This is a genomic window from Listeria farberi (genome assembly GCF_014229245.1).
Lineage (GTDB): Bacteria > Bacillota > Bacilli > Lactobacillales > Listeriaceae > Listeria > Listeria farberi.
In genome coordinates, this window is record NZ_JAARZJ010000006.1 from 65881 (window position 1) to 81168 (window position 15288).

A 15288-nucleotide genomic window follows, 5' to 3' on the forward strand; every position below is an offset into this window, starting at 1 on the left:
TTGCTAATATGGAGTATATTGATTAGCTTTGCAGTGGGTATCATTATGGTCCCATTAATTAGAAAGTTTGCATTTAGAATTAACGCGGTTGATACGCCGCGTGAAAGACATAAACATACAAAAACAACAGCCACGTTAGGTGGATTAGCTATTTTTATAAGTTTTTCAGTCGGGATGTTGTTAGTGCCAATTGATAAATCTGGATTTGTCCCAATTTATTTTGGCGCTCTAATCATTATTGTAACTGGATTTATTGATGATTTATTTGATTTATCTCCTAAATGGAAAATGGCAGGGCAGATTTTAGCTGCTATTTGTGTCACTGTTTGGGGTGAAATAACAATTAATTTTATTAATATTCCTTTTTACGGGGAATTGGACTTTGGATATTTTGCAATACCATTATCTATAGTTTGGATTGTAGCTATTGTAAATGCACTTAATTTAATAGATGGCTTAGATGGACTTGCTGGTGGGATTTCTATTATTGCTTTAATGACAATTGCTGGCATGGCTCTCTTACTTAAAGATGCATTCGTTGCCCCAGTTGCACTTATTCTAGCCGCTTCAGTTGCTGCTTTTTTAATATACAATTTTCCGCCTGCAAGTATTTTTATGGGAGACACAGGGGCACTATTTTTAGGGTATATGATAGCTGTTTTGTCGCTTATGGGATTTAAAAACGTCACTTTTATTTCTTTATTAGTGCCTCTCATTATTCTAGGAGTTCCTTTATCAGATACATTTTTTGCTATTGTACGGCGACTGAAAGAGCGGATGCCTATATCGTCTGCGGATCGTTCTCACATACATCATAGGTTAATGGCGCTTGGTTTTACCGAAAAACAAACAGTATTATTAATTTACTGCATGGCATTACTGTTCTCTATGACTGGTTTTGTATTTTCTTTTTCTACAACTTGGGGAGCATTACTATTACTATTATTGCTGATTTTTTGTATTGAAATCATTGTTGAATTTATCGGCTTAATTGGTGAAGATTATCGACCAATTTTAAATTTGCTTCAAAAAATACATCGGAAACGCAAGTAAAAAAACCAACAACTAATTAATTAGTTGTTGGTTTTTGGTTAGTTTGATGCAGTGGAACTCTCATCTGAATAAGGCGCAGCGCCGGGATATGGTTGCTTAATTCCTAGTTCACTAGCAAATTCATTCGAGATACTTTGAACGGAAGCTTCATTGAGTTGATAATAATAAATACCGTTCATTGGGTTGCTATCACCTTGAAGGTTAAGCGATTTAATATCAATTTTATTAGACATGCCGAATTTTGCGATTGAAAGCATTTGATTGAAAGTTAAGTTGGTTTTCATGTTATCGCCAACTACTTCAATAATATCAGAATACTTGCTGACTGAAGAAATAGAAGTTGCTTCACTAACAATAGATTTAATGATTAGCTGTTGTCTTTTCCCGCGTTCAATATCACTATCAATATGTCTGGTACGTGCAAGTGCTAAAGCTTGTTCAGCATTCAAATGTTGCTGGCCTTTTTTAAGCGTAATAGCATCTGCATTATCTTTTGAATCTTGTTCTGTAAAGCTTACTGGAACATCTACATCAATACCATCTAAAGCCTCAACTATTTTGAGGAAAGCATCAAAGTCAAAACGAACATAGTAATCGATTGGGATTTTGAATTCTTCTTCTACTGTTTTCATGGTAAGTTCTGGACCACCATATGCATGAGCTGCATTAATTTTCGTGTATTTATCAATTTCTTTTGCAGAATCTTCAATATGCACATAAGAATCACGAGGGATACTTGTCATTTCTACCCGTGCATCCTTTACATTAAATGTAGCTAGGATAAGGGAGTCACTACGAGGATTTCCATTAGATGCTCTTGTAGTGCTTGTATCAACGCCAATAATCAAAATAGAAAAACTGTCTTTTATAGGCTCAACATCATTTGTTCGAAGTGTGGAAGCTTTTCCGTTCCTTACGTTATCAAAAGAGTTGTCTGCTGCGAGTTTTGTCTTGCTAAAAAGATAAGTGCCATATCCGACACCTGCAAGTACTAAACACATCACAGGAATTAGAATCCAGAATAGAATTTTTCTTCTACGCTTGTACTTCTTGCTGCTTCTTCGGCTATCATCAGTGCCTTTACTCATATATTAATTCTCCTTATAGTCACTTTTCTAAGTTTTATTGTATCATTTGTTGAACTAAAGAATGTTACGCGTTATTTACGCTTTCTTTAATTTTCAACTTTGATGTTATTATACAGAATTTCATTGAAAAAAAATACAAAAAAGTTAATATCTTTCAAAAATGTAATATTTGCCTATTCCAGTAGCAATTGATAATTACTAATTTCACAAATTTTCCCGGAGTGCAAATCTAGTTCTTGTCCCGATGAAATGAGCTCAAAACCGAGCTTAGAAAGTAGTTTTATGGAGGCTATATTTTCAGGAAGAACTTTTGCTGTAATTGTTTTATATGGTAAGTGAGCTTTTGTTGTATTTAAAAATTTCGTTAAAATTTCGTACATAAGTCCTTGGCGCCAATACCTTTTGGCTAATTCATAACCAATTTCAATTGTTTGGTTATTGTTGTTAATATCGTTTATACCTAAGGAACCAATTGCTTGTAAAGAATTATCCAAGGTGAAAATAGTATATCTACATGCATTTGGTTCATTTTCAATGGCTTGAATCATTTCTTTTGCTTGAAGAATAGTAGAAAATTTTTCGATATTCATAAACTGAGCAACGTCATTATCAGACCAAATATCAAATAAGGTCGTTGCATCTGCAAAAGAAGTTTTTCTCATAATAGTTCGTTCCGTAGAAATAGTGGAAGGTAAATGCAAAGATATGTTTGTGGACATCCTAAGTAACATCCTTTTCTCTATATTTTTGTGGGCCCTCTTTATACTTAAGCTGGCCATTTGAAACCTCTATAATCCAAGTGGAAAAATTTGGAAGATTGTCATTATCAACGAATACTTGAAGAACGACTTTTTCAGTGAATTCTTTATGAACAATTTGATAATTTTTTTGTTCAAGCGCGTTCTCTATTTTACCTAAAAGCGGATAAGCAAAAGTGCATTCAATAATAGTAGCTAATTTGCATTCGACTATACCGATACTATCGATAGCCTCACTTACAGAACTGCCATATGCACGAACAAGACCTCCTGCTCCAAGCTTAGTTCCTCCAAAGTAGCGAGTAACAACAACCACCACATTTTTTAAAGCTTTCTTTTTTAAAACTTCTAGCATTGGGATTCCTGCTGTTCCGCTAGGTTCTCCATCATCATGTGCTTTTTGAAATTGGTCATTTTCTCCTATAATATAGGCGGAGCAATTATGAGTAGCATCACGGTGCTCTTTTTTGATTGTTTGTATGAATACCTGTGCTTCGGATTCTGTTTTTATCCGCTTAACATGACAAATAAAGCGAGATTTTTCAATTATTATTTCATGTTTTCCATCGCTACGAATGGTTAAATAATGATCCAACATAAGGAACCTCCATAAGTTGATACATTCAGTCTGCTTTTATTTTATCCGAAAGCAAAGCGATTGTATAGATATTTTTCTAAGTGCAGCGGGTGAAGTGGTGGCAAATTCGTGTTATAATAAAAACTACTATTACTTTAGACTGGTTTTTAATTGCATTTTATAGGCATATAGAAGTAATTTTCTAGAACCTTACTGTATAATTAAGCTACATTTTGTAATGGAAATAGGTCGATTTGAGTTAAATAGTACTTAAAAGAGAAAAGTTTAATTGCCAATTTTATGGCAGGGATTATAAGGTTAAGCGTTTTGCTACTAAAAAGGATGATGTTTTCGATTGCAAAGTGGCTTGGTGAAATTAGATAAGTGAAGGAGGAGTAGTCATTATGGCACTCAAAATCATGGTTGTAGATGATCATCAGTTGTTTCGCGAAGGTATCAAGCGAATTTTAGAATTGGAAGATTCTTTTGAGGTCGTAGCGGAAGCTGAAAACGGTAAAAATATCGTAGCAAAAGTTCGTGAATATAAACCAGATATCGTTTTAATGGATATTAACATGCCAACTGTTAATGGACTAGATGCAACAGAAATGTTAGTACGTCAATTTCCTAGTATCAAAGTAATCGTATTGACTATTCATGATACAGATGAATATGTAACAGAGGCGCTTAGAGCAGGAGCAGTAGGTTATTTGCTAAAAGAAATGGACGCGCATGAACTTGTCGAAGCTGTTAAAATAGTAGACAATGGGGGCGCGTATATTCATCCGCGTGTAGCGATTAAATTAATTCGTGAGTATCGACATTTAGCAAGCACAAACACTTCTCAAGGGGTTTATGGTTATCAGCAACCCGAAGTGAAAATGCCTTTGCATATCTTAACACACAGAGAATGTGAGGTATTACAGCTTCTTACCGATGGAAAAAGTAACCGCGGAATTGGGGAAACGCTTTTCATTAGTGAGAAAACAGTAAAAAATCATGTAAGTAGTATTCTACAAAAAATGAAAGTGAATGATAGGACTCAAGCGGTGGTAACGGCAATTAAGCACGGCTGGGTTTATATTCGCTAAAGAAATTTCAGGGGGACTATATGAACGAAAAAATAGCAGTGGTTACTGACAGCACAACGTATTTGCCAGATGAAGTGAAAAAGCAGCTAGGAATTAATGTCGTACCACTTTCCGTAATAATTGATGGAAAATCTTATCGTGAAGGAGAAGAACTTTCTACGGCTGACTTTTACAAAAAAATAAAAGAAGCTGAAAATTTTCCGACTTCTTCGCAACCTGCCCCTGGCGAATTTATTAAACTGTTTGAGAAATTAAAAGAAGAAGGTTTTGACACGGTAATTAGTATTCATCTATCCAGTGGTATTAGTGGAACTTTACAAAACGCAGCTTCCGCAGGTGAATTAATCGATGGCTTGAATGTAGTTGCTTATGACTCAGAACTTTCATGTATGGCACAAGGGATGTTTTCCATTAAAGCAGCTGAAATGGCTTTAGCAAATGAACCTTTAGATCGAATTATTTCCGAATTAGATAAGATTAAAAAGGCGCAAGATGCATATTTTATGGTAGATGATTTAAATAATCTGCAACGCGGCGGTCGCTTAAATGGAGCTCAAGCACTTGTAGGTAGTTTGCTTCAAATTAAACCAATCCTTCATTTTAGTGATAAGCAAATTGTTCTTTTTGAAAAAGTTAGAACGCAAAAAAAAGCGTTAAAACGGATTGAAGATATTCTTGAAGTAGCTATCAAAAATAAAAATGCAGAAAAAGCCTATGTTATTCATGGAAATAATCCGGAAAAAGGAGAAACATGGCGTAAACATTTAGAAGCCAAGTTTCCAGAAGTGCAATTTGAATTGAGCTATTTTGGCCCAGTTATTGGTACTCATTTAGGTGAAGGCGCACTAGGGCTAACCTGGTCAATAAAATAGATAAATCTCTAGCTTTTTAGCTAGAGATTTTTTTGTTTAGGGTAAATTTACTTTTTCGCTAATCTTACCTATTAAAAAAGATTGTTTTACCTTTAACAAAAATAGTATTTTATGGTTAAACTGATGCTGGAAAATAAGAAATTCACTTCTGCAAAGAAATCCAAAAAAGTGTATAACTGAGGAGAGGTGTAGAGCGATGGAAATTTTTCCTGGAAGGTTATATCTAAAGCGTGAACTTGAAACAATTGAAGGGTTAATGGAAATCCTTGCTATTTCAGCTAATCGCTGTTTTCGTTGTGGAAATACAAATCCATTTTTATTTAGCGAAATGTCATGTGCTTTTTGCGGGAGAGAGGATTGTATGTATTGTAGAAACTGTATTGTTATGGGACGGGTAAATAGCTGTCAGAATTTGTATTATCAAAAAGCAGAGATTCTACCGAAAACAAACAAATCTTTTTTGAGTTGGAACGGAATTTTATCTTTAGGGCAAAAAAAAGCTTCAAGTGCAGTTGTTTCAAGTATAAATAAGAGAGTTGATATGCTTTTATGGGCAGTTGCCGGATCAGGCAAAACAGAAATGATGTTTGAAGGAATGGATTTAGCATTAAAGCAAGGTTTTAGAATTTGTGTAGCTTCTCCTAGGGTTGATGTGTGTTTAGAATTATATCCGCGTTTGCAAAACGTTTTTCAAGAGATAGATATAGTTTGTTTGTACGGAGATTCCAAAGACAGTTATCAAGGAGAACAATTTGTAGTTGCAACAACACACCAATTAATTCGGTTTTATGAAACATTTCAAGTTATTTTTATCGATGAAGTAGATGCCTTTCCGTATGCAAAAGATCCTTTTTTAGAATACGCTGTTCGAAAGGCTAGAACAAAAGTAGGCTCGACCATCATAATTACAGCAACTCCAGAGAAGAAATGGCAACAAGAATGCGCGGCCGGTAGACGTAATTATATAAAAATTCCCGCACGCTATCATAGGAAACAATTACCTGTTCCTAGAACTTGCTGGATTGGCCCATGGAATAAAAAATTAGCTCAAGGAAAAATAACCCATAAATTAATTAATTGGATAAAAAAAGCAGAACTTAAAAATCAACCAGCATTAATTTTCTTTCCAGAAATTGAAGCGATGAATCAATTTGCTGAAGCACTTGTAAATTATAATGTTTCCCGGCCGGTAACCGTTCATTCAGCGGATCAGTTACGTAAAGAAAAAGTAGAGTGGTTGCGTAAAGGTAGAATTAAGCTGTTGCTTACAACAACTATATTAGAAAGAGGTGTTACTTTTAAAGATGTTCAAGTAGCTGTATTTGGTAGTGAGGGGAGAATTTTTACTGAAGCAGCATTAGTCCAAATAGCTGGGCGTGCCGGAAGGAAATTAACTCACCCAACTGGAGATGTTTGTTTTTTTCATTATGGACAGACTATAGAAATGAAGCGAGCTATTTGGCATATTAAAAAAATGAATCAGTTGGGTTTTCAAGAAGGCATGTTAGATGAATAATTGTTTACTTTGCTTACTTCCGATTAAACAAACAGCGAGTTGGGAAAGTGGATGGCTTTTTAGTAAGGAAATTTTATGTTGTGCTCATTGTATAATGGGCTTTGAAAAATTAGCTGGACCGCTTTGTACCATATGTAGCAGAGAATCATCTGATAAAGTTTGTAAAGATTGCCAAGGTAGAGAATTATTTCTAGATAGTAATAAATCTTTATACCGTTATAATGATTTTGCTAAAGAATATATGAAACGGTTTAAGTTCCAAGGAGATTATATTATAGGAGCAATTTTTCAAAAGGAACTCAAAAAATATTTTGCCAAGAATAAAGCAACTATTGTCCCAATTCCAGTAAGTGAAGCCCGTAAATTAGAACGAGGATTTAACCAAACAACAGCAATATTGGAACAATCGGACATTCAATATGAAGGGCTTTTAGCGAAAAAACACTCTGAAAAACAATCTAAGAAAACAAGGCAAGAAAGATTAGAAGCAGCGCAAGTATTTTATCTAACTAAAGAGATTGGGAGTGATGAGAAGGAAATAATTTTATTTGATGATATTTACACTACAGGTAGTACTCTGAACTTAGCAGCGCAAGAATTAAAAGAAGCAGGCATGAAAAAGGTATCTTCTTTAACCATCTTTAGATAGTTGAGATTTATCGGCAAAAAAGGTTTGCGGGAGCCTGTTTAGTGGAATAAAATAGTAAATAAAGATAAGTAGATAAATGCTTCTTTACTCTTTGTGCAAATGTTTGCAAAACCTATCGTTTTCACGTAGACTAAGGGTAAGAAGAATACTCTTCTTTATCGTTATTTTTGTTTTATTTCAAAGGAGGAATTGCTATGCTTAAGTACAACATTCGTGGTGAAAATATTGAAGTAACGGAACCGATTCGAGATTACGTTGAAAAGAAAATCGATAAACTAGAACGATATTTTACAGAAACTCCAGATGCTAACGTTCATGTTAATTTAAAAGTATATTCCGATAAAAATGCGAAGGTTGAAGTGACCATTCCTCTCCCAAATCTTGTGTTACGTGCAGAAGAAACTAGTGGAGATTTATATGCTAGCATTGATTTGATTGTGGATAAATTAGAGCGCCAAATTCGTAAACATAAAACAAAAGTGAACCGTAAATTCCGTGATAAAGGTGCAGAAAGAGATTATTTTGCTTATTCGGATGTTAATGGTAGCACACCGCCAGAAGAAAACGAAGGTGATCTTGAAATTGTAAGAACAAAACAATTTTCATTAAAACCTATGGATAGTGAAGAAGCGGTTTTACAAATGAACTTGCTAGGACATAGCTTCTATGTATATACTGATGCTGAAACTAATGGAACAAATATTGTTTATTCACGTAAAGATGGTAAATATGGATTAATTGAAACTAATTAATTATAAAAGATAATTTAGTATGGGGGCCAAAATTTTGGCCTCCATTTTTATTAAGAATGAAGAATATATGACGATTTTGTATTTTTATTTGTTAAAAAGAGATAACCAGTTGTATATTTTATCTAATAAGTGATAGAATTAGTGTGTATATTTTAAGAGAAGATAATTCCTGAAAGTTATCATAGATGAAACTGCGAGACGACAGCGAAAACAGTAGAGGAGAATTTAAATGGCTGGACTATTGAAAAAGATTTTTGAATCAGGAAAAAAAGATGTTAAATATTTGGAGAGAAAAGCAGATGAAATTATTGCTTTAGCAGATGAAACTGCGGCGCTTTCAGATGAAGCCTTACGCGAGAAAACAATAGAGTTTAAAGAACGCGTTCAAAAAGGTGAAACGCTAGATGACTTATTGGTAGAAGCTTTTGCTGTAGCTAGAGAAGGTGCTAAACGTGCTCTAGGCCTATATCCATTTAAAGTTCAATTAATGGGGGGGATTGTTCTCCACGAGGGTAATATTGCAGAAATGAAAACTGGTGAAGGTAAAACATTAACAGCGACTTTACCAGTTTATTTAAATGCGCTTTCTGGTGAAGGTGTGCATGTTGTCACAGTCAATGAATACTTGGCGCATCGTGATGCAGAAGAAATGGGAGTTTTATACAATTTCCTTGGACTTTCTGTAGGGTTAAACTTAAATGCTTTATCAAGCACAGAAAAGCGAGAAGCTTATGCATGTGATATTACTTATAGCACAAATAATGAATTAGGATTTGACTATTTACGGGATAACATGGTCGTTTATAAAGAAGAAATGGTACAACGTCCACTAGCTTTTGCCGTTATTGATGAAGTCGATTCCATTTTGGTCGACGAAGCTAGAACACCATTAATTATTTCTGGTGAAGCAGAAAAATCGACTATTCTATATGTGCGCGCAAATACTTTTGTACGTACTCTTACAGAAGAGGAAGATTATACAGTTGATATTAAAACAAAATCTGTTCAATTAACCGAAGATGGTATGACAAAAGGAGAAAACTACTTTGATGTAGATAACCTTTTTGACTTAGAAAATACAGTTATATTGCATCACATCGCCCAAGCGCTTAAAGCTAATTATACAATGAGCCTAGATGTAGATTATGTAGTTCAAGATGATGAAGTCCTCATTGTTGACCAATTTACTGGTCGTATTATGAAAGGACGTCGTTTCAGTGAAGGTTTGCACCAAGCACTGGAAGCAAAAGAAGGCGTTACTATTCAAAATGAATCCAAAACAATGGCGACAATTACATTCCAAAACTATTTCCGTATGTATAAAAAACTTGCTGGTATGACTGGTACTGCAAAAACGGAAGAAGAAGAATTCCGCGATATTTATAATATGCGCGTTATTGAAATACCAACTAACAAAGTAATTATTCGTGATGACCGTCCGGATTTGATTTTTACAACGATTGAAGCGAAATTTAATGCAGTAGTAGAAGATATTGCTGAGCGTCATGCAAAAGGACAACCTGTATTAGTCGGTACTGTTGCGATTGAAACCTCCGAACTTATTTCTAGCAAATTAAAACGTAAAGGAATTAAGCATGATGTACTAAACGCGAAGCAACATGAACGCGAAGCTGATATCATTAAACATGCCGGAGAACGTGGTGCGGTAGTAATCGCAACCAATATGGCTGGTCGTGGTACGGATATCAAGCTTGGTGAAGGTACAATTGAAGCTGGTGGTTTAGCAGTTATCGGTACAGAACGTCATGAATCACGCCGTATTGATAACCAGTTGCGTGGTCGTTCAGGTCGTCAAGGAGATCCAGGTGTAACACAATTCTATCTTTCTATGGAAGATGAACTGATGCGTCGATTTGGTTCTGATAATATGAAGAGCATGATGGAACGTTTTGGTATGGCAGAAGATGCAATCCAAAGTAAAATGGTGAGTCGTGCAGTTGAATCAGCCCAAAGACGAGTAGAAGGAAATAACTTTGATTCCCGGAAACAAGTTTTACAATATGATGATGTGCTTCGCCAACAACGGGAAGTTATTTATAATCAACGTTATGAAGTAATTAATGCGGAAAATAGTCTTCGCGAAATCATTGAACAAATGATTCAGCGTACAGTGAATTTTATTGTTTCTAGCAACGCTTCAAGCCATGAGCCAGAAGAAGCATGGAATTTACAAGGTATTATTGATTATGTTGATGCTAACTTACTTCCAGAAGGTACAATTACATTAGAAGATTTACAAAACAGAACTAGTGAAGATATTCAAAACCTTATTTTGGATAAAATCAAAGCAGCGTATGATGAAAAAGAGACACTGCTTCCTCGTGAAGAATTTAATGAGTTTGAAAAAGTAGTATTGCTTCGTGTTGTTGATACGAAATGGGTAGATCATATTGATGCAATGGATCACTTACGCGATGGGATTCATTTACGTGCTTATGGTCAAATTGATCCGCTTCGTGAGTATCAATCAGAAGGTTTTGAAATGTTTGAAGCAATGGTATCATCCATTGATGAAGATGTGGCTCGTTATATCATGAAAGCAGAAATTCGCCAAAATCTTGAGCGCGAACAAGTAGCTAAAGGAGAAGCAGTAAATCCTGCTGAAGGGAAACCAGAAGCAAAACGCCAACCTGTTCGTAAAGATCAACATATTGGGCGAAATGATCCTTGCCCTTGTGGTAGCGGCAAAAAATATAAAAATTGTCATGGTAAAGAAGCATAGATTGAAACAACTAAAAAAGCGCCTGAAAGACGGCGCTTTTTGCTATGAAAGTTTGTAAGTAAATTCAAAAAAGGTGGAATTAAGAATGGAATTAGCAGAAATTCGTAATGAACTAGAAAAAACAGCGCAGCAAATCAAAGACTTTAGGGGGTCTCTTTGACTTAGACAGCATGGAAGTTCGAATTGCTGAGTTAGAAGACCAGATGTTGGATCCGAATTTTTGGAACGACCAACAAGCGGCACAAAAAGTAATCAATGAGTCAAACGGATATAAAGAAACGTATCAAGCTTTTCATGCGCTTGAAGAAGAACAAGAAAGTATGGAAATCAGTTTAGAACTATTAAAAGAAGAGGCAGATGAAGATTTACAAGCAGAATTAGAAAAAGATATTAAAGCATATATGAATACTATCAGCGAATTTGAGCTTAAACTAATGTTAAGTGATCCATATGATAAAAATAATGCTATTTTAGAACTTCATCCTGGTGCCGGTGGTACAGAATCACAAGACTGGGGCTCCATGTTACTACGAATGTATCAACGCTGGTCTGAGAAAAAAGGTTTTAAAGTAGAAATGCTCGATTATCAAGCGGGTGATGAAGCTGGTATTAAGAGCGTTACATTACTCATCAAAGGACACAATGCATACGGTTATTTGAAAGCAGAAAAAGGCGTGCACCGTTTAGTTCGTATTTCACCATTCGATTCATCAGGTAGACGTCATACATCTTTTGTTTCAGTGGATGTTATGCCAGAATTAGATGACGATATTGAAATTGAAGTACGTACAGAAGATTTGAAAATTGATACGTATCGTGCAACTGGTGCTGGTGGACAGCATATTAATACAACCGATTCAGCAGTTCGGATGACACATATTCCATCTGGGATTGTAGTTACTTGTCAGTCTGAACGTTCGCAGCTTAAAAACCGTGAACAAGCAATGAAAATGTTGAAAACAAAACTATATCAAAAAGAACAAGAAGAAAAAGAACGCGAGCTAGCAGAAATTCGTGGTGAGCAAAAAGAAATTGGTTGGGGAAGCCAAATTCGTTCGTATGTTTTCCACCCTTACTCCATGGTGAAAGACCATCGTACAAATTACGAAACCGGTAATATTCAAGCGGTAATGGATGGAGATTTAGACGACTTTATCAATGCATATTTGCGTTCTAGGATTGGATAAGAACGATGACAAATAAAAGGAAAAAGCAACCTTTATCCCCAATGGTTTCTAAATTAATTGAGTATTTATATGTTATTATTGGTGCTGCTTTAATTGCACTAGCCTTCAATGTTTTACTCTTGCCTAATCATGTTGCTTCTGGCGGTGTGAGTGGGATAAGTACAATTATTAACTATTTAACTGGTTGGAATCCAGCATTTATCCAGTGGGCTTTTAATATCCCTTTATTTCTTGCTGGGTTATTCTTCTTAGGGTATCAATTTGGTTTGAAAACTTTTGTTGGTACAATGCTTTTACCTTTCTTTGTGTATTTAACACAAGGATTAACCCCGTGGACACATGAACCGTTAGTCGCTGCATTATTTGGGGGCGTACTAGTCGGTATGGGACTTGGAATTGTTTTTCGGGGCAAGGCCTCAACTGGTGGAACGGATGTGGCTGCCCAAATCTTGCATAAATATTCTCATTTAACTTTAGGAATATGTGTAGCTTTAATCGATGGCTTTGTAGTTATCTCGGCAATGTTTGTTTTTGACATTGAATCTGGACTTTATGCACTTATAGGTCTTTTTGCCACAAGTAAAACCATTGATTTAGTGCAAGTTGGGCTTAATCAATCCAAAACAGTGTTTATTATTTCCGAGAACCAAGAAGCTATCAGACAAGCAATTCTCTTTAAAATCGATCGTGGCATTACTCGTCTTTCAGCAAAAGGTGGGTATACAGAAGATGACAAGCAAATCTTACTTTGTGTTATTGCCCAAAGTGAGTTTTCTAGATTAAAAGAAGTAATAAAAGAAATTGACCCAGAAGCTTTCGTCGTAGTAATGAGCGCAAGTGAAGTTATGGGGGAAGGTTTTACGTCATAAAAGGCACCATTTTCTCCTCTTTTTAGGGAGGAAATGGTGCTTTTTCAAGTTTTTTACTGCGCTATTTAACAATTTGATGACAGGAACCTGTAGTGTAATTGTAGACTTGAAGCAGTTTTGTTCTAATTGGTCTATTCCGGTAGCGATAACTGTAATGTTTTTTAATCAACCTGTAATGTTATTTTGGGTAAAAACAAGTTACAATGTTAGCAGTAGAAAAGACCAACCCAGGTGCTTTTTTATTTTGTCTAAGAAATTATGAATCACAGATAAAGTTTCACAAAGAAATTAAACTCAAAAAAGGTGTATCCTATTACAATAATCAAGATATTGTCATACCCTGAAATATAATTGTAATGCAATTAACCTATAGATGAAAAACTGTCATGGTATAATTAAGCTTATGTTGTGAGTTTAAATTCGAGCCAACAAACAGTTCATCTCCATGGTTACCATGCATTACCTAAAATGTAACTCAGTAGAAAGGCATAGTAAGGTGATAAAATGATATTAATGGAAGATGTGTATAAGAAATACCCCAATGGCATAACTGCTGCTAATGGACTCAATATTAACATTGGCGAAGGGGAATTTGTTTATGTAGTAGGCCCGAGTGGTGCTGGTAAATCAACCTTTATTAAAATGATTTACAGAGAAGAACGAGCGACGAAAGGCAAAATCATCGTAGACAAATTTGATTTGATTAATATGAAAAATCGAGAAATCCCATATTTACGTCGAAACGTAGGCGTGGTATTCCAAGATTACAAATTACTTCAAAGCAAAACTGTTTATGAAAACATTGCTTATGCGATGGAAGTGGTTGAAACTGAGCCGACTGTAATTAAAGAACGTGTTATGGAAGTGCTAGATTTAGTCAACCTTAAGCATAAAGTAAGGATGTTGCCGGATGAACTTTCCGGTGGTGAGCAACAGCGGATATCCATTGCCCGCTCGATTGCCAATATGCCTAAAGTATTAATAGCAGATGAGCCGACCGGTAACCTAGATCCTGATACTTCATGGGAAATCATGAATATCCTTGAGGAAATAAGCAATCGCGGAACAACCATTGTGATGGCAACCCACAACAAAGAAATTGTAAACACGTTGAAACACCGGGTAGTAGCTATCGAGAATGGAAGAATTGTTCGAGATGAGCAGCAAGGAGAATATGGTTATGAAATTTAGGACTGTAGGAAGACATATAAGAGAAAGTTTTAAGAGCCTTTACCGGAATGGTTGGATGACCTTTGCAGCATCAAGTGCAGTAACAGTAACACTTATCTTAGTCAGCGTGTTTTTTGCAATATTGATCAATATGAACAAGCTTGCAACAGATGTAGAAAACAATGTACAAATTAACGTACATATTTCTCTAAGCGCAGACAAGAAACAGCAGCAAGAACTTGAGAAAAACATTGAGAAGATTAATGGAGTTGATAGTGTCACTTTTTCTTCCAAGGATGATGAGTTGAAGAAATTAGTAGGCGCGTACGGCAAAAACTTCGAATTGTTTAAACAAGATAATCCACTATATGATGTGTTCGTTGTAGAGGCAAAAGAGCCAACACAAACGAAGGCAATTGCTCAAAAAGTAGAAAAATTACAGTATGTAGATAATGTAGAATATGGTGAGAAAACAGTCGACAAATTATTTGATACTTTAAAATGGGGACGTTATGCTGGTATTGTACTAAGCATCGGGTTGTTATTAACAGCAATGTTCTTAATATCAAATACAATTAAGATTGCGATTTTCTCCCGTCGTAGAGAAATAGAAATTATGAAATTAGTAGGAGCAACCAACTGGTTCATACGCTGGCCTTTCGTTTTAGAAGGAGCGTGGCTTGGATTAATTGGTTCGATTGTCCCGGTTGTGTTAACATTTATAGGCTATGTTAACGTTTATAACTTGGTAAATCCGAAGTTGGTGACAAGTTCACTATCACTTCTGCCTCCGACACCGTTCGCCTATCAAATCAGTGCTTTGATTATTGCAATTGGGGTTCTAATAGGAATTTGGGGTAGTGTTATATCTATCCGTAGATTCTTAAAAGTCTAACTAAGAAATTTACTTAACTTGAAATAAAAATAATTTAAAAGAAAAAGCTTAGGGAGCTTTTTAGGAGG

Annotated in this window: 14 protein-coding genes; 11 read left to right on the forward strand and 3 right to left on the reverse strand. The window is 35.4% G+C overall.

Annotation, left to right across the window (positions count from 1 at the left end):
• The gene (locus HCB45_RS06765) at window positions 1–1053 is read left to right on the forward strand and encodes a glycosyltransferase family 4 protein (protein ID WP_185319912.1); all 1053 of its coding nucleotides are present in this window, start codon (window positions 1–3) and stop codon (window positions 1051–1053) included.
• A gap of 38 nt (window positions 1054–1091) precedes the next feature.
• Here HCB45_RS06765 and HCB45_RS06770 read toward each other — a convergent pair whose 3' ends face one another.
• The 3 genes from HCB45_RS06770 to HCB45_RS06780 form a co-directional block, all read right to left on the reverse strand.
• Window positions 1092–2141: an LCP family protein gene (locus HCB45_RS06770; RefSeq protein ID WP_185619371.1), complete on the reverse strand. Its 1050-nt coding sequence runs from the start codon at window positions 2139–2141 to the stop codon at window positions 1092–1094.
• A gap of 173 nt (window positions 2142–2314) precedes the next feature.
• Window positions 2315–2860 carry a GNAT family N-acetyltransferase gene (locus HCB45_RS06775; RefSeq protein WP_185619373.1) on the reverse strand — a complete coding sequence of 182 codons (546 nt, stop codon included), beginning with the start codon at window positions 2858–2860 and terminating at the stop codon, window positions 2315–2317.
• A 1-nt stretch (window position 2861) separates the two neighbouring features.
• Entirely contained in the window at window positions 2862–3497 is a 636-nt protein-coding gene (locus HCB45_RS06780) for a YigZ family protein (RefSeq protein WP_185319909.1), read from the reverse strand.
• A gap of 383 nt (window positions 3498–3880) precedes the next feature.
• Here HCB45_RS06780 and degU point away from each other — a divergent pair, with 383 nt between their 5' ends.
• The 10 genes from degU to ftsX all read left to right on the forward strand — a co-directional run bounded on the left by degU (window position 3881) and on the right by ftsX (window position 15220).
• Window positions 3881–4567 (forward strand): two-component system response regulator DegU, encoded by a 687-nt coding sequence (degU, locus tag HCB45_RS06785; protein ID WP_003749520.1) that lies wholly within the window; start codon window positions 3881–3883, stop codon window positions 4565–4567.
• A 20-nt stretch (window positions 4568–4587) separates the two neighbouring features.
• A complete protein-coding gene (fakB, locus tag HCB45_RS06790) occupies window positions 4588–5439 on the forward strand; it encodes a fatty acid kinase binding subunit FakB (RefSeq protein WP_185619375.1) in 852 nt (283 codons plus the stop codon).
• 196 nt (window positions 5440–5635) lie between these two features.
• Window positions 5636–6955 carry an ATP-dependent helicase ComFA gene (locus HCB45_RS06795; RefSeq protein ID WP_185619377.1) on the forward strand — a complete coding sequence of 440 codons (1320 nt, stop codon included), beginning with the start codon at window positions 5636–5638 and terminating at the stop codon, window positions 6953–6955.
• On the forward strand, window positions 6948–7604 hold the full coding sequence (locus HCB45_RS06800; protein WP_185619379.1) for a ComF family protein: 657 nt from the start codon (window positions 6948–6950) through the stop codon (window positions 7602–7604). Before HCB45_RS06795 ends, HCB45_RS06800 begins: the two co-directional genes overlap by 8 nt.
• A 194-nt stretch (window positions 7605–7798) precedes the next feature.
• Window positions 7799–8356, forward strand: coding sequence for a ribosome hibernation-promoting factor, HPF/YfiA family (gene hpf / locus HCB45_RS06805; RefSeq protein ID WP_185319905.1), 558 nt, complete (start codon window positions 7799–7801; stop codon window positions 8354–8356).
• A 229-nt stretch (window positions 8357–8585) separates the two neighbouring features.
• On the forward strand, window positions 8586–11099 hold the full coding sequence (secA, locus tag HCB45_RS06810; protein WP_185319904.1) for a preprotein translocase subunit SecA: 2514 nt from the start codon (window positions 8586–8588) through the stop codon (window positions 11097–11099).
• 85 nt (window positions 11100–11184) lie between these two features.
• A protein-coding gene (gene prfB / locus HCB45_RS06815) for a peptide chain release factor 2 (RefSeq protein ID WP_185619380.1) occupies window positions 11185–12286 on the forward strand; the annotation gives its coding sequence in 2 pieces (ribosomal slippage) (window positions 11185–11256 and window positions 11258–12286; 1101 coding nt in all).
• 5 nt (window positions 12287–12291) lie between these two features.
• Complete coding sequence (locus HCB45_RS06820; protein ID WP_070752443.1) at window positions 12292–13155, forward strand: YitT family protein; 864 nt, start codon at window positions 12292–12294, stop codon at window positions 13153–13155.
• Between the two features lie 504 nt (window positions 13156–13659).
• Window positions 13660–14346 (forward strand): cell division ATP-binding protein FtsE, encoded by a 687-nt coding sequence (gene ftsE / locus HCB45_RS06825; protein ID WP_003772335.1) that lies wholly within the window; start codon window positions 13660–13662, stop codon window positions 14344–14346.
• The gene (gene ftsX / locus HCB45_RS06830) at window positions 14336–15220 is read left to right on the forward strand and encodes a permease-like cell division protein FtsX (RefSeq protein ID WP_185619381.1); all 885 of its coding nucleotides are present in this window, start codon (window positions 14336–14338) and stop codon (window positions 15218–15220) included. The genes ftsE and ftsX overlap by 11 nt, the downstream gene beginning before the upstream one ends.
• Window positions 15221–15288: the final 68 nt, after the last annotated feature.